Origin of the sequence: Enterococcus sp. E5-162 (assembly GCF_035725965.1) — a bacterium.
GTDB classification, from domain to species: domain Bacteria; phylum Bacillota; class Bacilli; order Lactobacillales; family Enterococcaceae; genus Enterococcus_B; species Enterococcus_B lactis.
This window is the reverse complement of the sequence record NZ_JAPRFV010000004.1, coordinates 153208-174605: the sequence shown is the minus strand read 5'-3', so window position 1 is coordinate 174605 and position 21398 is coordinate 153208. Positions and strand designations below refer to the sequence as shown.

The 21398-nt window shown below is 39.5% G+C and carries 19 protein-coding genes and 1 tRNA gene; 17 read left to right on the top strand and 3 right to left on the bottom strand.

Annotation, left to right across the window (positions count from 1 at the left end; translation table 11 throughout):
- Positions 1 to 81: 81 nt before the first annotated feature.
- The 6 genes from OZZ83_RS05825 (at position 82) to OZZ83_RS05800 (ending at position 6658) form a co-directional block, all read left to right on the top strand.
- Positions 82 to 555 (top strand): FeoA family protein, encoded by a 474-nt coding sequence (locus tag OZZ83_RS05825; protein WP_002310026.1) that lies wholly within the window; start codon positions 82 to 84, stop codon positions 553 to 555.
- Complete coding sequence (gene feoB, locus OZZ83_RS05820) at positions 552 to 2684, top strand: ferrous iron transport protein B (protein ID WP_278023442.1); 2133 nt, start codon at positions 552 to 554, stop codon at positions 2682 to 2684. The genes OZZ83_RS05825 and feoB overlap by 4 nt, the downstream gene beginning before the upstream one ends.
- A gap of 1 nt (position 2685) precedes the next feature.
- The gene (locus OZZ83_RS05815; protein ID WP_002290587.1) at positions 2686 to 2820 is read left to right on the top strand and encodes a hypothetical protein; all 135 of its coding nucleotides are present in this window, start codon (positions 2686 to 2688) and stop codon (positions 2818 to 2820) included.
- Between the two features lie 93 nt (positions 2821 to 2913).
- The gene (locus tag OZZ83_RS05810; RefSeq protein WP_002287801.1) at positions 2914 to 3558 is read left to right on the top strand and encodes a GntR family transcriptional regulator; all 645 of its coding nucleotides are present in this window, start codon (positions 2914 to 2916) and stop codon (positions 3556 to 3558) included.
- 186 nt (positions 3559 to 3744) lie between these two features.
- Entirely contained in the window at positions 3745 to 4938 is a 1194-nt protein-coding gene (locus OZZ83_RS05805) for a quaternary amine ABC transporter ATP-binding protein (RefSeq protein WP_002310029.1), read from the top strand.
- The gene (locus OZZ83_RS05800; protein WP_002310030.1) at positions 4931 to 6658 is read left to right on the top strand and encodes an ABC transporter permease/substrate binding protein; all 1728 of its coding nucleotides are present in this window, start codon (positions 4931 to 4933) and stop codon (positions 6656 to 6658) included. Before OZZ83_RS05805 ends, OZZ83_RS05800 begins: the two co-directional genes overlap by 8 nt.
- 172 nt (positions 6659 to 6830) lie before the next feature.
- On the opposite strand, the gene OZZ83_RS05795 is transcribed toward OZZ83_RS05800, so the two are convergent.
- Positions 6831 to 6903 (bottom strand) — tRNA-Lys (locus OZZ83_RS05795).
- 380 nt (positions 6904 to 7283) lie between these two features.
- On the opposite strand from OZZ83_RS05795, the gene OZZ83_RS05790 reads away from it, so the two are divergent.
- The 7 genes from OZZ83_RS05790 to OZZ83_RS05760 all read left to right on the top strand — a co-directional run bounded on the left by OZZ83_RS05790 (position 7284) and on the right by OZZ83_RS05760 (position 14480).
- Positions 7284 to 7850 (top strand): DUF1836 domain-containing protein, encoded by a 567-nt coding sequence (locus OZZ83_RS05790; protein WP_002310031.1) that lies wholly within the window; start codon positions 7284 to 7286, stop codon positions 7848 to 7850.
- Positions 7840 to 8700 carry a DegV family protein gene (locus tag OZZ83_RS05785; RefSeq protein ID WP_002310032.1) on the top strand — a complete coding sequence of 287 codons (861 nt, stop codon included), beginning with the start codon at positions 7840 to 7842 and terminating at the stop codon, positions 8698 to 8700. The genes OZZ83_RS05790 and OZZ83_RS05785 overlap by 11 nt, the downstream gene beginning before the upstream one ends.
- Before the next feature lie 188 nt (positions 8701 to 8888).
- Positions 8889 to 9593, top strand: a complete 705-nt coding sequence (gene yycF, locus OZZ83_RS05780; protein ID WP_002288850.1) for a response regulator YycF — start codon at positions 8889 to 8891, stop codon at positions 9591 to 9593.
- Positions 9594 to 9597: 4 nt separating this feature from the next.
- Positions 9598 to 11433, top strand: a complete 1836-nt coding sequence (gene walK / locus OZZ83_RS05775; protein WP_002310033.1) for a cell wall metabolism sensor histidine kinase WalK — start codon at positions 9598 to 9600, stop codon at positions 11431 to 11433.
- Positions 11430 to 12746: a YycH family regulatory protein gene (locus tag OZZ83_RS05770; protein ID WP_002310035.1), complete on the top strand. Its 1317-nt coding sequence runs from the start codon at positions 11430 to 11432 to the stop codon at positions 12744 to 12746. Before walK ends, OZZ83_RS05770 begins: the two co-directional genes overlap by 4 nt.
- A complete protein-coding gene (locus OZZ83_RS05765) occupies positions 12747 to 13616 on the top strand; it encodes a two-component system regulatory protein YycI (RefSeq protein ID WP_325066022.1) in 870 nt (289 codons plus the stop codon).
- A gap of 54 nt (positions 13617 to 13670) precedes the next feature.
- A complete protein-coding gene (locus tag OZZ83_RS05760) occupies positions 13671 to 14480 on the top strand; it encodes an MBL fold metallo-hydrolase (protein WP_002310037.1) in 810 nt (269 codons plus the stop codon).
- Between the two features lie 100 nt (positions 14481 to 14580).
- Here the strand turns inward: OZZ83_RS05760 and OZZ83_RS05755 are convergent, their stop codons facing one another.
- Positions 14581 to 15210 carry an NAD(P)-dependent oxidoreductase gene (locus OZZ83_RS05755; RefSeq protein WP_002310039.1) on the bottom strand — a complete coding sequence of 210 codons (630 nt, stop codon included), beginning with the start codon at positions 15208 to 15210 and terminating at the stop codon, positions 14581 to 14583.
- Positions 15211 to 15379: 169 nt separating this feature from the next.
- On the opposite strand from OZZ83_RS05755, the gene OZZ83_RS05750 reads away from it, so the two are divergent.
- Entirely contained in the window at positions 15380 to 16678 is a 1299-nt protein-coding gene (locus OZZ83_RS05750) for a PTS sugar transporter subunit IIC (RefSeq protein ID WP_002314120.1), read from the top strand.
- A gap of 76 nt (positions 16679 to 16754) precedes the next feature.
- Here the strand turns inward: OZZ83_RS05750 and OZZ83_RS05745 are convergent, their stop codons facing one another.
- Positions 16755 to 17417 (bottom strand): CPBP family intramembrane glutamic endopeptidase, encoded by a 663-nt coding sequence (locus tag OZZ83_RS05745; protein WP_104835611.1) that lies wholly within the window; start codon positions 17415 to 17417, stop codon positions 16755 to 16757.
- 223 nt (positions 17418 to 17640) lie between these two features.
- Here OZZ83_RS05745 and groES point away from each other — a divergent pair, with 223 nt between their 5' ends.
- The 3 genes from groES to OZZ83_RS05730 all read left to right on the top strand — a co-directional run bounded on the left by groES (position 17641) and on the right by OZZ83_RS05730 (position 21340).
- Positions 17641 to 17925 carry a co-chaperone GroES gene (groES, locus tag OZZ83_RS05740; protein ID WP_002288862.1) on the top strand — a complete coding sequence of 95 codons (285 nt, stop codon included), beginning with the start codon at positions 17641 to 17643 and terminating at the stop codon, positions 17923 to 17925.
- Positions 17926 to 17976: 51 nt separating this feature from the next.
- Positions 17977 to 19602, top strand: a complete 1626-nt coding sequence (gene groL / locus OZZ83_RS05735) for a chaperonin GroEL (protein ID WP_002290607.1) — start codon at positions 17977 to 17979, stop codon at positions 19600 to 19602.
- Positions 19603 to 19933: 331 nt separating this feature from the next.
- Positions 19934 to 21340: a PTS sugar transporter subunit IIC gene (locus OZZ83_RS05730; RefSeq protein WP_002310042.1), complete on the top strand. Its 1407-nt coding sequence runs from the start codon at positions 19934 to 19936 to the stop codon at positions 21338 to 21340.
- The last annotated feature ends 58 nt before the right edge of the window (positions 21341 to 21398 follow it).

Below are 21398 nucleotides of genomic sequence, written 5' to 3'. Positions count from 1 at the left end.
TATTTGCGTAATACGTGAGAAAACTAGAACATAGAATGAAAGATTTCAATACATGATTTATTTCACAAGAGAGGAATCAATATGCAGACCTTAGCTCAGGCAAAGCAAAACTTCGTTTATCAAGTCGAACGAATCGAAACAGAAGAAAAAACAAAACGCCATTTGCAAAATATTGGGGTCGTTGCCGGAAGTAAAATCGTCGTCGTCAATTTATCAGGCAACAATGCCATTTTACTGGTAAAAAGTCATCGAGTGGCAGTAAGTCGGGAAATACTAAGTCAGATCTTTGTCAATAAAAAGATTGCTTCCTCTGAAAGCTGGACCTCTCTTGATCAATTAAAAGCAGGAGAGACTGGGATCGTCGTAGCCATCCACGGACAAGGCGCAGTGAAGCGGCGGTTGATGGATATGGGATTGACGCGAAATGTAAAAATAGTCATCCGAAAACTAGCCCCTCTAGGAGATCCAATCGAACTGACAGTGCGAGGATATGAATTGACATTACGAAAGTCAGAGGCTGAATTAGTCTTGGTACAAAGGGAGGAAAACGAATGAATATCGCGTTAGTCGGAAATCCAAACAGCGGAAAAACGAGCTTGTTCAATCTCTTGACTGGTTCGAATCAATATGTAGGGAATTGGCCGGGCGTAACAGTAGAAAAAAAAGAAGGATCGTTGAAAAAAAATCCGAACATTCATATTCAAGACCTACCTGGCATCTATTCTTTGTCTCCTTATACACCCGAAGAAGTGATTGCAAGAGATTATTTGGTTCATGAACAGCCTGAACTGATCATCAACATTATTGATGCTACCAATTTAGAGCGGAATCTATATTTAACTATGCAGTTATTGGATTTAGGCATTCCTATGATCATTGGTCTGAATATGATGGATATCATCAAAAAAGAAGGAAAAAAAATCAACCTAGAAAAGCTTTCCTATGGTCTTGGTGTACCAGTTTTACCAATCAGCGTATTGAAAAAGCAAGGAATCGAAAAATTAATCGAAAAGATTCAGGAGTCTGCAAAAAAACGGCTTTCTATTCCTGTTCCCTGTACATACGATCCGCGTTTAGAAGCAGCTTTACATGAAATTGAAGATGTACTAGGAGAAAAAAGTAGCAAGAAACGCTGGTATGCAATGAAATATTTTGAAAGAGATCAGAAGGTGAATGAGGATGATGAGATAACAAATTCTCAGCAAAAAGAAATCGAACAACTGATCCAGTTGACAGAGAAACTATTGGATGACGATAGTGAAACGATTCTAGTCAATGAACGTTATGAATTTATTACCCAATTATGTGCACTATCTGTCGTGTCAAATGATTCTTTCCAATTATCGATGAGTGACAAAATCGATCAGATTGCAACGAATCGTTGGTTAGCCTTGCCAATCTTTGCATTTGTGATGTGGCTGATTTATTACTTGGCTATTCAAACAGTAGGAACAATGGGGACAGATTGGATCAATGATACATTGTTTGGAACGTGGCTACCAGAACATGTTGGCAGACTGTTAGCTGAATGGCAAGTAGCGGAATGGATGCAGGAGCTGATCTTGAACGGCATCATCGCAGGCGTGGGAGCAGTATTAGGATTTTTACCGCAATTGATCGTATTGTTTTTATGCTTGAGCTTTCTAGAAGACTGCGGATATATGGCGAGGATCGCTTTTGTCATGGATCGACTTTTCCGGAAATTCGGGCTTTCAGGAAAATCCTTTATTCCTATGCTGATTGCCACGGGATGTGGCGTACCAGGGGTCATGGCTACTCGCACGATTGAAAACGAGCAAGATCGTCGTTTGACGATCATGGTCACGACATTCATGCCTTGTTCTGCAAAGTTGCCGATTATTGCCTTAGTAGCAGGGGCCTTTTTTCCTCACCAATCTTGGGTAGCCCCTTCTGCCTATTTTCTTGGGATGACTGCAATTATTTTCTCTGGAATCAGCTTGAAAAAAACGCGTTTGTTTGCTGGAGAAACAGCTCCGTTTATCATGGAATTACCCACATATCATTTTCCTCAATGGTCAACGATCCTAAGACAAACCTATGACCGCAGCAAGTCTTTTGTTAAAAAAGCAGGAACGATTATCTTTGTTTCTAGTATCGTGATCTGGTTTAGCTCTTCTTATAATTTTTATGCTCAACCTGTTCCTGAAGACCAAAGTATCCTAGCCTTTTTCGGACGAATCCTGGCTGTTGTTTTTCAGCCGCTTGGTTGGGGGAATTGGCAAGGAACTGTCGCAGCGATTACAGGATTAGTTGCTAAAGAAAATATTATTGGCACATTTGGTATTTTGCTTGGACATGCGGAAGTATCCGAAAATGGTAGAGAAATCTGGCAAGTGCTACAACACACATATACTCCCGCAGCAGCTTATTCATTGTTAGCCTTCAATTTACTTTGTGCGCCTTGTTTTGCGGCAATTGGGGCTATCCATCGGGAAATGAATGCCAAGAAATGGACTTGGATCGCCATAGGCTATCAATGCGGTTTAGCTTATTTAGTTAGTTTTGTGATCTATCAGTTGGGACACTTATTGGAGGGTGGACAGGTAGCGTCAGGGACGTATCTTGCTATTTTACTGATGATAGGACTCGTTTATGTTTTGTTCCGCCAGCCAAAATCCAAGAACCAGTTTTATACTATATTGTCATTAGAAGGAGAGGAATAGGATGGCGACATTCTTATTAAGTGTATTAATCTTTGGAAGTGCAGGAGCGATTGTCTATACTCGTTTAAAATCCGGAAAGAATTGTGATGACTGTCAAACAGCCTGCCCAGTAAAAAAGGAACAGATCAAGCGATGATCAGTCGTTGCAAGAGGCTGTTCTCCCCTTTTTTGCTTATTTTGCTAGAGCATAGTAAGATGAGGGAAAGTAAAAAAAGAAAGAGGAAAGAAAATGTCTGGAAAGAAAAAAATCGTCCGCCCGCGCTATCAGCAGATTGCTGTTGATTTAGCCGAACGTATCGTTGAAAACCGATATAAAGTGGGTGAGAAGATCCATGCTCGCTCAACGCTTGCCAGTACGTACAATGCTTCTCCTGAGACCACCCGAAAGGCTATCAATGTGCTGGTAGATCTTGGGATCATGGAAGTACGGCATGGGAGTGGGGCATTTGTTGCCTCGAAAGAAAAAGCAAAAGATTTCCTATTGCAGTATCAAGATGTACAATCTATCCAAGATACAAAAGCAGAAATCATGGCGAGTGTGGAGAAGCAACAAGATGAGCTGAATCATTTTTCTCAATTATTGGATCAGCTGGTCAATCAAACGAAGCGAATACATAAGATGAACCCTTTACTTCCGTTTGAATTGTCTTTATCAGAAAAAGCAATGCATCTGGACCGTTCGATTAGCGAGTTGAATATCTGGCAGGCGACTGGTGCTACAGTTATCGCAATTTCTCATAACGAAGAACTACTTGTTTCACCTGGACCTTATGCTAAATTTACGGCAGGGGATATCGTTCATTTTATTGGAAATGAGTATACGCTACAGCGTATGACAAACTTTTTTTACCCGGAACATCAGCTTGCAGAATGATTGTGTGAAATATTATAAAAATATTAACTTGGCTAAACCTTTTATTTATAAAGATTTAACCAAGTTTTTTTCTGTTTAGACAAGCAAATTTCTTTCATTTTTGACAAAGTGACTACATGATGTTAACATAGTGTGGTCACTTTTTTCAGAAAGAAAAATGAATTTACATAAAAAAGGAGAATTTGTTTGGTAAAAGTAGAAGTAAAACATTTAACAAAGATATTTGGTAAAAAGACACAAGCCGCTTTAGATATGATGAATGATCACCAGCCGAAAACGGAGATTTTAAAGAAAACCGGTGCGACGGTTGGTGTGTATGACGTGAATTTTGACGTAAAAGAAGGAGAAATCTTCGTGATCATGGGGCTTTCCGGGAGTGGGAAATCCACATTGATCCGTCTATTGAATCGTCTGATCGAACCAACTTCGGGCAGTATCTATATTGATGGAGAAGATGTATCGAAGTTAAGTAAAGAAGAATTGCGAGAAGTCCGTCGTCATAAAATCAATATGGTTTTCCAAAACTTCGGTCTGTTTCCACACCGAACGATCTTGGAAAATACAGAATACGGGTTAGAAGTCCGTGGTATACCTAAAGAAGAACGACAAGAAAAAGCAGAAAAAGCATTAGAAAATTCTAGTCTGCTTTCATTTAAAGACCAATATCCTAATCAGTTATCTGGTGGGATGCAGCAACGGGTCGGCTTAGCCAGAGCTTTAGCGAACGATCCTGAGATCTTGCTGATGGACGAAGCGTTCTCGGCTCTTGATCCGCTGATCCGACGAGAAATGCAAGACGAATTACTGGACTTGCAAGCCAATGTTCAAAAAACGATTATTTTCATTACCCATGATTTGAATGAAGCTTTACGGATCGGGGACAGAATCGCGTTAATGAAAGACGGCGAAATCATGCAGATCGGAACAGGTGAAGAAATATTGACCAATCCAGCAAATGATTACGTACGTGAATTTGTGGAAGAAGTCGATCGTTCCAAAGTGCTTACTGCTCAAAACATCATGGTACCTGCATTGACGACGAATATCGAATCTGATGGACCAAATGTCGCATTGACAAGGATGCGTAATGAAGAAGTCAGCATGCTGATGGCTGTTGACCGAAAGAGACACCTGAAAGGAATCATTACTGCAGATCAGGCGTTAGAAGCTAGGAAGCAAAAACGTCCATTGATCGACTTCTTAGATGAAAATGTGACGGTGATCGGAAAAGACATGGTTGTAAGTGATATTTTCAATATTATTTATGATTCACCGACTCCGCTTGCAGTTGTAGAGGATGGAAAATTAAAAGGTGTCGTCATCCGAGGTAGTGTGATTGAAGCATTAGCAGAAACAAGCGAGGTGAGTGAACATGAATAATCTATTAAACTATCAATTACCAGTGGCAAACTGGGTAGAAAATATCACAGAATGGTTTACGACAACTTTTTCTGGCCTATTTTCATTTTTACAAACGATCGGACAGGCAGTGATGACGGGGATTACAAATTTACTGTTAGTGATTCCAGCGCCTTTGTTTATCTTGTTATTGACGATAGCAGCTTTCTTTATCTCTAAGAAACGTCCAGGACTTACGTTGTTCACGTTGATTGGTCTATGGTTTATTTATAACCAAGGTCTATGGAATGACTTGATGAATACTGTCACACTTGTTCTTTTATCTAGTGTGATCTCAATCATCATAGGTGTACCGTTAGGGATTTTGATGGCAAAAAGCAGTAAAGCTCAAAGCATCATCAAGCCGATCCTTGACTTTATGCAGACGATGCCAGGATTCGTTTATTTGATTCCAGCAGTTGCATTTTTCGGTATCGGGATGGTGCCAGGGGTATTTGCCTCAGTCATCTTTGCTTTGCCACCAACCGTTCGCTTTACGAATTTAGGGATTCGACAAGTACCGAAAGAGTTGGTAGAAGCTTCTGATTCATTCGGGAGCACAAGTCGTCAAAAACTATTCAAACTAGAATTGCCTTTAGCTAAAAGTACGATCATGGCAGGGATCAATCAAACAACGATGCTGTCACTTTCAATGGTCGTTATTGCCTCTATGATCGGTGCACCCGGCTTAGGACGGGGAGTATTGTCCGCTTTACAAAGAGCACAAGTCGGGAATGGATTTGTCAACGGGGTTGCATTAGTTATCTTAGCAATCATCATTGACCGTTTTACGCAGCATTTGAATCAGCCAAACAATAAGAAAGTTGCAGGAGCTGCAACACAAAAAAGTAAAAAACGTCAAGGATTGATCATTGGTGCTGTAGTAGTAGTGATCTTAGGTGCGATTGGTATAGGAAGTTTTTCTTCTGCCAAAGAAACAAAACGTATCAACTTGTCTTATGTCGAATGGGATACAGAAGTTGCTTCAACAAATGTAGTCGGTGAAGTATTGAAACAAATGGGCTATGATGTAACGATGACACCGCTAGATAATTCAATCATGTGGAAATCTGTTTCAAATGGCGAGTCAGATGCCATGGTTTCAGCTTGGCTACCTAAAACTCACGGTTCACAGTATGCACAATATAAAGATCAAGTCGAAGACCTAGGTGCCAATTTGACAGGAGCAAAAGTCGGTTTAGCAGTACCAGCCTACATGGATGTAAATTCGATCGATGAGTTAACCGATCAGGCAGGTAAGAAAATTATAGGAATTGAGCCAGGAGCTGGGGTAGTTACGGCTGCTGAAAACACAATCAAAAAATATGACAACTTGAAAGACTGGAAAGTCGAGACATCTTCTTCAGGAGCAATGACCGTTGCACTAGGACAAGCAATCAAAAAACACGAACCAATTGTAGTTACAGGATGGACACCTCATTGGATGTTTGCCAAATATGATCTGAAATACTTGGAAGATCCTGAAAACGGAATGGGAAGCGAAGAGCAGATCCATACGATGGTTCGAAAAGGATTGAAAGAAGACCAGCCAGAAGCTTATAAAGTATTAGACAATTTCCATTGGTCAGAAAAAGATATGGAAAAAGTCATGTTGGAAATCAACAATGGAAAAGATCCACAGCAAGCAGCAAAAGACTGGATCAAAGAGAACCAAGAATTAGTCGAAAGCTGGAAAAAATAAAAAAGGCGGAAACAAAATAAATGGAGCTTCCAAAATTGGATCAAAAATCCAGTTTTGGAAGCTCCATATTCGTCTGTCTCTTTTTTTGTCTATAAAAAAGAGAATGCGCAGTTCATCTTCGAAACGTCCGAAGACGCCGACAAACTACCATTCTCGTGGGTTTGGCACCCAATGGGCCGTGAGGGGCTCGAACCCGCGACCCGCTGATTAAGAGTCAGCTGCTCTACCAACTGAGCTAACGGCCCATACAAAAAGTACTTAATAATAGTAGCACTAAGAATTTTAAAATGCAAGACTACATTTAAAGAAAATCAGAAAAATCTTTACTTCCTTATAGGAAATCATTCATAGATTATTCACATTTGCTCGTTACTATATAAGCATACCAACAAACAAAGTTCTTGCAAGAGAACAAACCCTAACACTTTTTTCATTTTTTACTCCTTTCCCGCCGTCTCCCCGGCGGGTCTCCTGTTCTTAACGATAAAAGACAAGAAGGCTTGGCCTTCTTGTTTTTTTGCTTTTATAAAATTCCATTAATTAAATCATCTAGTTAAAACAACTAGATTGAATGTTTATGATAACTCTGGTATCATGTTAATGAAATGAAAAAGGAGCGGTTACGATGGAAAAAATGCGTCAGCAATTAATGGAGTGGGGAAAAGAACTGGAAACATTCCGTCTGCCTCACTGGGAAGAGCTCCCCGACCTAGAACTTTATATGGATCAAGTCAGAACGTTAGTTGATCGTTATCTTTCACCTGTGATACAAGGAGAAAAGCATCCATTGCTGACCTCCTCTATGGTAAACAACTACGTTAAACTGGGATTGATACCAGCACCAGTTAAAAAAAGATACAACAAAGAACATGTAGCATTTTTACTTGCAATCACTACATTGAAACAAGTATTGACTATTCCTGAAATCAAAGAAGGAATATTGTTCCAAGGAAAAACAGTGGGGATTCGTGAAGCTTATAATCTATTCTGTGATGAACAAGAAGCAGCTGTATGGATGGTCAGCCAATTAGCACAAGGCAAATCCCATCCCAAAAAATTCGACCAAGCGACCCCTGTAGAATATATTGCTGTAAGAGCAGCAACTTTATCGTTTGCAATGAAACTTCTTGCGGAAAAAACGATTGTTCTAGAATCCGAATACTTAAAAGAGGAGAAAACAAATGAAAAATGATAAAATCGCGATTTTAGTAGATTCTGGTACGGACGTGCCAGAAGAATTGATAAAAAAATATGAGATGTACATGATTCCTTTGAAAATTATATATAAAGATCAGGTATATACAGATAAAATAGATATTACACCTGAAGAAATCTATCAACGTTTGCCAGAGGAAATTCCAGGTACATCTTTGCCTGACGGCGAGTCGATCGCAGAAATCTTTGAGCAAATCAAAAAAGATGGTTATGAAAAAGTACTTGCGGTAACGATTTCCAGCGGATTGAGCGGGACGTATAACGTAGTTCGTTTGATTGCAGAACAGCAAGAAGAATTGGAAGCGTATGTACTAGATACGAAAAATATCGGTATTGGTGCGGGTTTTTCTGCAATACAAGCAGCGAAATGGTTAGAAGAAGGTGTCGAGTGGAATCAGCTGATCAGTAATTTGAATGAATTAGTCGAAAGAACAAAAGTTTTCTTTAATGTTGCGACATTGGAATATCTCCAAAAAGGTGGACGGATTGGTTTGGTTGCTTCTATTTTAGGAACCGCTTTAAAGCTTAACCCAATCATCTCCTGTAATGATGAAGGAATCTATTACACAGTAGGAAAAGCTAGAGGACGTAAAAAAAGTTTGGATAAGACGGTTGCTTACGTCAAAGAAAAAATCGGCAATGCCAAGGTTTTTAACTTAGCCGTTGCCCACGGTGATGCGAAAGAAGAAGCGATTGAAATGGAAGCGAGGCTCAAAAGAGAGTTCCCGCAAGCAAACCAAATCTACTTTGGTCAAATTTCTCCGGCATTAGTAGTCCATACTGGTCCGGGATTATTAGGTGTCGGCGTACAAGTTTTAGAAGGATAAATCAAAAAAGGAAAACAGTGAGGTGAAAATCAGTGTTTTCCTTTTTTTATTGAAGTTAGAACAAAAAAAGAAAGTATTTTGCACGCCCATGTTAATTTTCTCTTTTGTTTTATAGGCAAAGATGAAACAAAACCAGAAATACGGTATAATGAAAAGGTGTGACAATAATATATAAGAGGTGGCTCTTTATGAAAAAAGTTTTAGTTGTCGATGATGAGAAGCCGATTTCGGATATCGTCAAATTCAATTTAGCCAAAGAAGGCTATGATGTTTATACTGCATATGATGGGGAAGAAGCCTTGGAAAAAGTTGCTGAGGTAGAACCTGATTTGATTTTACTTGATTTGATGCTACCTAAAATGGACGGCTTAGAAGTGGCTCGTGAGGTACGCAAAACTTATGATATGCCGATCATTATGGTAACAGCCAAAGATTCTGAAATTGATAAAGTCCTAGGCTTAGAGTTAGGCGCCGATGATTACGTGACCAAGCCATTTTCCAACCGAGAATTAGTTGCACGTGTCAAAGCAAATCTTCGTCGTGGTGCCACGGCTGCGAAGGAACCAGAAGAGGCAGCACCTGCTGAATTGACGATTGGTGATTTGACGATCCATCCAGAAGCTTACATGGTGACGAAACGAGGAGAAACAATCGAGTTAACACATCGCGAATTCGAACTACTCTTTTACTTGGCGAAGCACCTTGGACAAGTGATGACAAGAGAACATTTATTACAAACGGTTTGGGGTTATGATTATTTTGGAGATGTACGAACAGTGGATGTAACTGTACGTCGTTTACGTGAAAAGATCGAAGATAATCCAAGCCATCCAAATTATTTAGTGACACGTCGTGGTGTCGGTTACTATTTGCGTAACCCAGAACAGGAGTAATTGGATGAAAAGAAAAGTCCGCTTTTTTCGATCAGTCAATTTTAAGATCGCTATTACCTTTATTCTGATTTTATTGATCTCGATCGAAATTATTGGTGCCTACTTTATACGTGGTTTAGAACGTTCCACGATCAATACATTTATTAAAGATATGAATCAAACGGTGGAATCATTAGCAACAACAATCAGTCCGGAATTGAATCGAAAAGATAATGCAGATGATGAAGAGGTAAATGCGAATATCAAGAGATTTATTGAAAACAGTGCGACTAGCGATATCATCGAAATACGGGTCGTTGACGAAAAAGGGATCATCCGAGGAACAACCGATGTCAATGAACAAAGCGCTGTGGGAAAGAAAAATGATTATGTCGATATCAATGATTTCACAACTAAACGGTATGTTGCTTTAGATAACGACGATAAACGGGTGAATATCAATGTTCAACCGATCCTGTCCCCGACCGGCGATGCCGTTATCGGGGCTCTTTACGTCAAAAGTAATATCGAACAAAAATATTCAGAAATCAATAATACAGCAGTCATTTTCTTTACTGCCTCACTGATTGCTGCGTTTATTTCAATGATCGTCTCCGTTTTAGTGGCTCGTTCGATTACTCAGCCAATCGGTGAAATGAGAGAACAAGCCATTCGAATCGCTAGAGGAGACTACAGCCGGAAAGTCAAAGTGCATGGACAAGATGAACTAGGGCAGTTGGCTGATACCTTCAATCAGTTAGCTGAACGTATCGAAGAAGCTCAAGATACAATGGAGGCTGAACGCAATCGGTTGGATAGTGTGCTGTCTCATATGACAGACGGCGTCATCGCGACAGATCGCAGGGGGAAAGTCATTACAATTAATGATATGGCTGTTTCCTTGCTAGATGTCAAAAATGAGGAAGCAATTGGACAATCGATTTTGACACTTTTGGATATCGAAGAAGAATATACCTTGCGTAAATTATTAGAAGATCCAAACGAAATGGTACTTGACCGTTCAACCAGTACATTGGAGAGCGATCAGATGATCTTACGAGTAGACTTTTCCATGATCCGTCGTGAATCAGGTTTTATCAGCGGATTAGTAGCTGTCTTGCATGATGTGACAGAACAAGAAAAAACAGAACGGGAACGCCGTGAATTCGTTTCTAATGTTTCCCATGAGCTTCGTACACCACTGACAAGCATGCGCAGTTATATCGAAGCATTGAGCGAAGGTGCATGGAAAGATGAAGAAGTAGCGCCAAATTTTTTGAAAGTAACATTGGATGAAACAGATCGGATGATTCGAATGATCAATGATCTCCTGAATCTATCTCGCATGGATACAGGAAATACCCAGCTTCAATTAGAGTATGTCAATTTTAACGAGTTAGTGAATTTTGTTCTTGACCGTTTTGATATGATGGTGGGAAACCAAGAAAAAAATTATAAGATCCGTCGTGAATTCACGCAAAGAGATCTTTGGGTCGAAGTAGATACAGATAAAATCATCCAAGTAGTCGATAATATCATGAATAACGCGATCAAGTATTCACCAGATGGGGGAACAATCACTTGTCGCTTATTAGAAACGCATAATAACGTGATTTTAAGTATTACCGACCAAGGATTGGGGATTCCTAAAAAAGATCTGAACCGTGTGTTCGAACGATTTTATCGAGTAGATAAAGCACGTGCAAGAGCACAAGGTGGGACAGGACTTGGATTAGCTATTTCTAGAGAAGTAATCAAGGCGCACCGAGGCGCTATTTGGGCAGAGAGCAAGGAAGGAAAAGGATCGACTTTTTATATCTCGCTGCCATACGAACCTTATGAGGAGGAATGGTGGGAATGAGAATTTCTGAAAAAGTCGTTCGCGTAGGACTTATTTTGATGGTTGCATTAAGTTTATATTTCTCTTATGCCATCTGGCTGAGTCCAGCAGGGAAAAGTTCGATCAGCGTCGATGAGACAAACACTCAAATGATCGAGTCTCAAAGCAATCGGAAAACTTCTGAAGTTTTTCTTCCGCTTCATGTCACATGGCACCATTCGGGAATGATTCAAGAAACCAACAGTGAAAATCTCGTGTACCGATTGCAATTGATCATCGATAAAGCAAGATTCGGGAAGCTTTCTGAAGTCGTTTCGGGAGATGAATCACAATTCGAACAAGTGAAAAATCTGTCATCTGGTTTCGAGTTGGCCTATAATGCGCCTTTTTTGCTAAGAGAATATAAGGAAGCATTTGATTTAGATGTAGACGTCTCGAATTTGGCAAAAGAAAGCGAAAATATGTATTTTACTAGAATACAATTCGATCAAGGAAACAAAAAAATCCGATTTTTGAATTATTCGAACCACCTTGTATATGAAGCGAATATTTCATTGAATTGGGAGGATATCAACAAAGAATTAACAGCAAACGACACGAAATGGACAGAAATGTCAACAGAACCGTCGACGATCGACACCCAATATGCTACGAAACATTCAATCAAGTTGAAAAAGTATAGCTATATCCTTTCGCAGCAACCCTATACACTTTTTAGAAATGCTTTTTTCCAGAAACCAGATAGCGTGAAGAATAATGATGAAAGCAATGAATTGATTTTTTACGGTGGGAATGAAACGATGTCTATCCATTCGGAAACGCAAGTAGTTGATTTTCGAGGAGAGCTGCCAGAGAAAAAAGAAAATGCTAGTGTATTTTCTGAAAGTTTTCCCTATATTAGCAAATTAGGCAGTTCTTTAGGGAATCTCAGATATTTTGACCGCAGTGACAATACCATCGATTACCGGATCTTCGTGGAAGGCTTCCCGGTTTTTGGGACGGACAGCAGAGGACAAATTGGTGTGGAAGTTGGCGGTGAAACGAACGGTTCGGTGCAAGTGAATATCCAAACCAGTTTGAATACGATTCAAGTACCGATACCTTCAGATGAAGAAGTAGAACTTGCAAGTACGAATGAAATCATCCAGCAGCTGGAAGCTAAGGGAGCAGATAGCAACAAGATTGGTTCAGTAATCGTTGGCTATACATGGCAAAATGTTAAAGAAACGAATCGCGTCGTTGATCTCTTACCTGAATGGTATGTGAAGTATAAAGATAACTGGTATTCAGCTAACGACCTTCTGGAAAAATTACCTGGATTGGAGGCGAATTAATTGGATTTTAAAAAAATCGAATGGATATTTTTCGTCGCTTTTTTAGGGTTGAATGTGTTTTTATTCAGCAGTTATCATGATGCGGTATACCAAGAAAACAATGTTATTCGTTCTGATCAGACTGAATCAATCCAAAAACGTCTGGCTAGTGACGATATCACTTATACGGGGAAGATTTCTTCTGAGAGCAAGCGAGGCTATTATCTTAGCGCGGAACAGACCAATCTTAGCACTTCATTAGCAAATTATCGCAAGGCTGGTAAAAGCGGATTGTTGGAAAGTGGCGTGTTTTTAGACGGCGATGTTTTGACAAAATCCTTATCCAGCTCAGAAGCTGAAAAGAACGTGATTGATCCAGATAAGATCCGCAGTTCTTTGGAAGATTTTTTAGCTAACAAAGACAATATTTTGTTCGGTAATGAGTATGTGTATACGAAAAACTTTTCTCATTTAGAAGAAGAACCACTAGAAATCCAAGCAAGCCAAGAGTATGAAGGTATTCCGTTCAATGATGATACAGCAAAAATCGTTCTTTCTTTAGAAAAAAACGATAACGATTATAGTATCACGAAATACATGCAGACGCATTTATCTGATATCGAACAGCTGCGTGAAAAGACGGAACTGTATACAGAAGAGGAAGCAATCAATACATTGTACATCAATAATAAAATACCAAGAGGATCAAAAATCTTATGGCGTCAACTAGCTTATTCCTGTATTCTGAAAGTCCGGGAAAAAAATGTGTATGTTCCTGTTTGGCATGTAGCGATTGAAACAAGTGATAAAGTGGTTCAAATCGAGAGCGTCAACGCTTTCAGCAATACGATAGTGACAAACAACACTGTACCAAAAGTGGAAGATCAATAAAAAAGCGAGTATAATGAAAAAAGTTTACAAAGTAAGAAGGGAAGTAGGAGTCAAATGGCTGAAGAAAAACCAGCTTTTAAAATCAGTATCCTAGCAAGTGGAAGTTCGGGTAATTCACTTTATATCGAAAGTGAAAAAAAACGGCTTTTGGTCGATGCAGGACTTAGCGGTAAAAAAATCACTTCCTTGATGGCTCAAATTGATCGGACACCGGACCAATTAGATGGAATACTTGTGACGCATGAACATCGAGACCATATACATGGTGTAGGTGTCTTAGCTCGTAAGTATCATTTGGATGTTTTTGCCAATCAGCAGACTTGGGAAGCGATGGAGCCACTGATTGGGAATGTACCAGTGGAACAAAAACATCTATTTGAGATGGGAAAAGTAAGAACATTCGGCGATATCGATATTGAGAGTTTCGGCGTCTCCCATGACGCAGCAGCTCCGCAATTTTATCGTTTCCATAAAGAAAACCATTCATTCGTCATGTTGACGGATACCGGATACTGCAGTGATTACATGCGAGGTGTCATTGAAAATGCCGATGGTTATTTGATGGAAAGTAACCATGATCTTGAGATGTTACGCATGGGACCTTATCCGTGGAATCTAAAACAGCGTATTTTAGGAGATAGAGGGCATCTTTCCAACGAAGATGGTGCACTTGTCATGACTGATGTGATCGGTAATCGGACCAAACGAATCTATCTTGGTCATCTTAGCAAGGAAAACAATATGAAAGAACTTGCTCATTTAACGATGGAAACTGTTTTGAAAGAAAAAGATTTTGGTGTTGGACATGATTTTGAAATCTATGATACAGATCCAGATGAAGCAACTGAGCTATTTTCGATTTAAACAGTGTAGTCAATAAAAAATAAAAACAGAAGATAAAATCAATCAGTGTTGGTTTTATCTTCTGTTTTTATTTTTTCAGATCATTGACAAAACAATCGTATTATCGGCTGACTACACTGATGTGCTGTTTTTCATGTTGTTTATCCAGTATCTCATCTACTAATGCAATCGCGTAATCTGCCATGCTGATCGTACTGTCGCCAGCAGCGTTTCTTTTTAAATAATCATCACTTAATAAATAAGTGCCTGTACGCTTGCCGTGTGGATCAAATAAAGAAGCTGGACTGATATAAGTCCACTGTAGATTTTTAGATTGTTTCAATTTTAACAATCCTTCGTACATATTGAAAGCTGTTGGATAGAAGGGTGCATTTTTAGGTACTTGGTCAATCATACGAGTCGTCTTTTCTGTATCTAAGAATAACGAAGAGGCACCCCCAACGACAATTAAGCGTGTATCGGTTCCTTCAAGTATCTCAATCAAATGGGACAAAGAAGTTTGATGCATTTCTTCTTTTCCTTTAGGAGCGTTGAAAGCATCAACGACAACATCAAAAGATGCAAGGTCAGTAGCTGTCAACTCAAATAAATCCTTTTGTATAAACGGAACATCTGATGGTAATTTTTCTGGATGACGCACAATTGCCGTCACATCTAAATCTCTGGATAATGCTTCGTCTAAAATAAATGAACCTGCATGACCAGTAGCGCCAATGATTGCGATTTTTATAAAAAAACCTCCTTTTTTATTCCTGTCCATTGTAAGAGGTTACTGGATATTCGTCAAAGCGTCCGTTTTTTGAAAAGCTTAGTGCGCATTCCTTTCATGGTTCGTGATCATTGGGTATAGTTAAATTAAGAAAACTAGTTGATCAAATAGAAGATGAAGGAGATAAGAAATGAAAGAGTGGTTAGATCGTGCCTTTTTACCAATGGTAACATCTGTTGTGAATCTTAGACCCTTAACTGCTTTACGTAATGGAATGACTTATACGATCCCGATAATTATAGTTGGCTCACTGTTTTTCTTATTTGCTCATTTTCCTGTAGATTACATCGCTCGGTGGATAGATAAAACAGGATTTTCTATGTATTTTACACAAGTATACCAGGCTACATTTGACGTGATAGCCTTTTGGATCGTTTTTGCTATTGCGTATGCTTATGCAAAAGAAGAAAACATCGATCGCTTGCCAGTCGGGATGACAGCCTTGTCTGCTTACCTACTACTTATTCAGCCACTTAATGTTCAGGTAGAGATAGATAATATTTGGACAGGCGGTGAAGGGATACTAGGAGCAGTTGCTACTGGGCTCCTCATTGGATGGGGCTATGCACGTTTAGCAAGATTTGCGAAAGGGTGGAGGCAAAATGGGAAGATTCCTGAAAATGTTTGGCAGTCTTTTACTTCATTGATTCCAATACTTGCTATAGTCACTTTTACGCTTATAGGTTCAGCGGTTTTTCAACAGTTGTTCGGGATGACTGTCATTCAAGGAATATGGACGTACGTCCAACTTCCGATCCAATCGTTGATAGACACGTTAGTCGGTGTGCTTTTATTAGGTTTTTTTGTCCCGTTTTTATGGCTATTTGGTCTTCATGGATCTGCGATGGTCAATGGGTTGGTTAGTCCGATCTTACAAGCAAACTCATTAGCAAATGCAGAAATCTTAGCCTCTGGAAAAGAATTGACTGTGGCAAATGGCGGGCATATCGTTACTCAGCAATTTCTTGATCAATTCATGACTGTTACCGGAGCAGGTTTGACGTTAGGGGCTGTATTTTTTATGACGTTTTTTGCGAAATCCAGGAAATACCGAGAATTAGGAAAACTTTCACTTTTACCAGCCTTTTTCAATATCAATGAATCGATTATTTTTTCCACACCGATCGTGATGAACCCGATGATGGCTGCTCCTTTTATTTTCGCGCCGATCCTCTCAGGATTGATTACCTATTCCGCTTTATATTTTGGATTCGTTCCTTTATTTACAGCGGTCCAAGTTCCTTGGACAACACCGCCGATCCTCTCGGGTTTTTTAGTAGGCGGAGTGCCTGCAGCGATTTTACAAGGTATCGTGCTGGCAATTAGTTTTTTCATTTATTTCCCATTTTTGAAAAAAATAGATTCTGCAAACTTCAAAAAGGAAAGACAGACAAAAAATGATGGAACAGCAGAAAAGATTATCGACTAAAAAAACAAAAATACTCCTGTCGCTTTAGATTGGAAAAATCACCAATCTAGGATGACAGGAGTATTTCTAATCATGTTTATACCAGTCCTTTTTGGACAGCTAATTGAACAAGAACAACTAATGTGTTCATTCCTACGTGTGTGATCATCGATGTCCAGATCCGACCAGTCGCTTTGTACTCTAGGCTGAAGAAGAAACCTAAGAAAAAGTAAATTAGCAAATGACCGTCATTATGAGCAAACGCAAACAGCAAAGAGCTGACCACTGCCCCAACCCAAAAATTTGAATACCGACTGATGATCCCTAGTATGCTGCGGCGGAATACGAATTCTTCCATGATTGGTCCGGCAACAGTTGTCGCCAAAATAAAAGTAGGTGCTTCCATGATCATCTGGATGATATTTTGTGTATTCTCAGAAGGGGTTGCTTCGCCAAACAATATAGATTCCAACATGACAGCGATGCTTTGCAGAATCAATGCGACAAAGATTCCAACTAATCCATAAATAACGATCTTTGGAACAGAAGCTTTTTTTACTGCTGATTCGATTGCTAACGGTTCACGTTGCTTAAAATAAAAAATAGCTAGGATAACTGCGCCCAGTATATACATGACTGCAGTTGCTGTGATCAATTCAGACGTAGATTTTACAAGTCCTATCGAAGCTAAGATCAAGGGTGAGATAAAAATTAGACCATAGCAAAAAATGCTGAGGAAACTATATTTTTTTAAAGACATGTAATTCCTCCTTTAAGGGATAACAAGCATGCAAGGCAAGCTTTTATCGGTTGATTTTAATTATATCATAATTTCAATAAACAACTGTCAGAATAAAATTTCTTTTCTTTGATTTAAAAGCTTGCAAAAAAGAGGGAGAATGAGTATTATTAAAAATGTAGGTTAGCACTCGAAGGTTAAGAGTGCTAACGGATTAAAAAAAGAGTTATCGGAGGGATTTATCGTGTTAAAACCATTAGGTGATCGCGTCATTATCGAAGTCGCAAAAGAAGAAGAAAAAACTGTCGGAGGAATCGTTTTAGCTTCTGCAGCTAAAGAGAAACCCCAAACTGGGACAGTTGTTGCAGTCGGTGAGGGCCGTTTGTTGGAAAACGGTGAAAAAGTTCCTGCCGCTGTGAAAGCAGGCGACCAAGTTATGTTCGAAAAATACGCCGGTACAGAAGTAAAATACGAAGGAAAAGAATATCTGATCGTCGCAGGAAAAGATATCATGGCGATTGTTGAGTAAATTTTGAAGATAGAAAAAATAATCAAAAATAATCGATGAGGTGAATCAATCATGGCAAAAGAATTAAAATTTGCAGAAGACGCACGCGCAGCTATGTTACGCGGTGTAGATAAATTAGCAGATACAGTGAAAGTAACATTAGGACCTAAAGGCCGAAATGTCGTACTAGAAAAATCTTACGGCTCTCCATTGATCACAAATGATGGTGTGACGATCGCAAAAGAAATCGAGTTAGAAGATCATTTTGAAAACATGGGTGCAAAACTTGTATCAGAAGTAGCATCAAAAACAAATGATATTGCCGGTGACGGAACAACGACAGCAACTGTTTTGACACAAGCAATCGTTCGCGAAGGTTTAAAAAATGTAACTGCAGGTGCTAATCCTCTAGGCATTCGCCGCGGGATCGAATTGGCAACAAAAGCCGCAGTGGAAGAGTTGCATAATATCTCAACTGTTGTTGATTCAAAAGAAGCCATTGCACAAGTAGCAGCTGTTTCTTCAGGTTCTGATAAAGTTGGACATTTGATTGCTGATGCAATGGAAAAAGTTGGAAACGACGGTGTCATCACAATTGAAGAATCAAAAGGAATCGAAACAGAACTAGATGTTGTAGAAGGTATGCAATTTGATCGTGGTTACTTATCACAATATATGGTAACAGATAACGACAAAATGGAAGCTGTTCTAGAAAACCCATATATCTTGATTACAGACAAAAAAATCTCTAACATCCAAGACATTCTGCCATTGTTAGAACAAATCTTGCAACAATCACGTCCATTATTGATCATTGCTGACGATGTAGATGGCGAAGCATTACCAACGCTTGTTTTGAACAAGATCCGCGGAACATTCAATGTAGTAGCTGTAAAAGCTCCTGGCTTCGGTGATCGTCGTAAAGCAATGCTTGAAGATATCGCTATTTTGACAGGTGGTACAGTAATTACTGACGATCTAGGTCTAGAATTAAAAGATGCAACAATCGAAAACTTAGGAAATGCGTCTAAAGTTGTTGTAGATAAAGACAATACAACGATCGTAGAAGGTTCAGGAGAAAAAGAAGCCATCGAAGCGCGTGTGCAATTAATCAAAAACCAAATTGCTGAAACAACTTCTGATTTTGATCGCGAAAAATTACAAGAACGCTTAGCTAAATTAGCAGGCGGTGTAGCTGTTGTTAAAGTCGGTGCAGCTACTGAAACAGAATTAAAAGAATTGAAATTACGTATTGAAGATGCATTGAATGCTACACGTGCCGCAGTAGAAGAAGGAATGGTCTCAGGCGGTGGTACAGCTCTAGTGAATGTTATCAGCAAAGTTTCTGCTGTAGAAGCAGAAGGAGACGTGGCAACAGGTATCAAGATTGTTGTTCGTGCCTTGGAAGAACCAATTCGTCAAATCGCTGAAAACGCTGGTTATGAAGGATCAGTGATTGTTGATAAATTGAAGAACGTAGAACTAGGTACTGGATTCAACGCTGCTACTGGAGAATGGGTAAACATGGTTGAAGCAGGTATCGTAGACCCAACTAAAGTAACACGTTCTGCCTTGCAAAATGCCGCTTCCGTTTCTGCCTTGTTATTAACAACAGAAGCAGTCGTTGCAGATAAACCAGAACCAGCAGCACCAGCAGCTCCTGCAATGGATCCATCAATGATGGGCGGTATGATGTAAGAAAAGCACCTTGCTTATCTAGCGTAGCCCATTATTTGAGGAAGATAGATAAAAAAGTAGAAAAGGAAGCAAAATATTTCCTTTTCTACTTTTTTTGTATATCCATTCATAATAATCGTTATTTAAAGGGTATCATTTGCTTTTGCGAGTAGTTGGAAACTATACTATTTATAAAGGATTATGCATATTTTTTGAATTTGCATAGTTATTTATTTTATCTGCTAAAAACAGATAGCCAGATAGGAATAACTATGCTATATTTATAATATCATTATAATGTATGCGTATTCAAAACGGGGCTTCGGTAACAATAAAAACAGGAGGAGAAAAAATGAATGGATTAATGAGTTGGATGGAGAAGTATATTTTGCCAGTTGCAACGAAAATCGGGTCGGAGAAACACTTGGTTGCATTGAGGGATGCTTTTATTGGTACGATGCCAGCTACGATGGCAGGAGCAATTGCTGTTTTACTGAACGCATTTATGCGGGATTTTCCGAATACGTATCTAGGTGAAGGGAATGCGATCACGACATTTTTTACCCCAGTCATTGGCGTAAATGGATTGATCTGGAATGGTACTTTAGCTATTATGGCAGTGGTCTTTGCCTTATCACTAGGAGCGAATCTAGCGAAAGCCTATGAGGTCGATCCTGTCTCAGGAAGTATTGTTTCTCTGGTTGCTTTTATTATTGGCTTACCCGATGCAGCAACAGCGGTGTTGACATTGCCCGAGAAGCTTTCGCAAGACGCAGCAGATTTGATTACTTCTGCAGGTGGTGTGATTGCTGGAACGCCAGACGGAGGACAAACGTTATCAGTAGGCGCATGGGGCTATTTTAATTTTGGTAAATATATGGGCGGGTCTGGTTTGTTCACTGCTATGATCTTTGGATTTATTTCTGTCATTATTTTTGCGATTCTGATCAAGAAAAAGATCATCATACGGATGCCGGATTCTGTGCCACCTGCTGTAGCAAGAGCTTTTGCGGCGATTATTCCTGCATTAGTTTCTTTATACGTCGTTGGTGTGATTAATTATATCTTTAGACAAACAGCTGGTGAGCCGCTGATTGACTGGATTTCTGAAGCCATACAATCTCCTTTGATGAACTTGTCACAAGGTTATGGAGCGGTCTTTATCATTGTTCTTCTTGTGCATGTTCTTTGGTTTTTTGGTCTTCACGGCACAAATATCATGTCACCTGTTTTGCAGACCTTATATGGTACCGCGATGGTCGAAAACACGAATGCCTTTCAAAATAATGAGCCCATCCCTTTCAAATGGGTGGCAGGTTCTTTTGAAGCTTTTGTCTGGCCGGGAGGAGCTGGAGTCACGCTGGTGTTGATAGTTATGATTTTATTTTTATCTAAACGGGCAGATTATAAAACGGTAGGAAAGTTAGGGATTGCACCAGGAATCTTCAATATCAATGAACCAGTGATGTTTGGTCTTCCTGTTGTGTTGAATCCGCTGTTGATGATTCCGTTCATCTTGGCACCTCTTGCGACTGCAACGATCGCCTATTTTGCCACGATGGCCGGGCTTGTTCGTCCGGTTGTAGTAAATGTGATTTGGGTCATGCCAACGATTATCAGTGGATTTTTAGCTACTGCGGGAGATTGGCGAGCCATCGTTTTAACAATCGTTAATTTAATAGTAGCTGCTTTAATCTGGGCGCCATTTATTTTAGCAGCAAACCGCTTAGATCCAAATTTAGGTGAACCAGAGGAATAGAATTTTTCTATTGCAAAACAAACTCCTTGATATGAGACGCGTTTCATACACTATACTC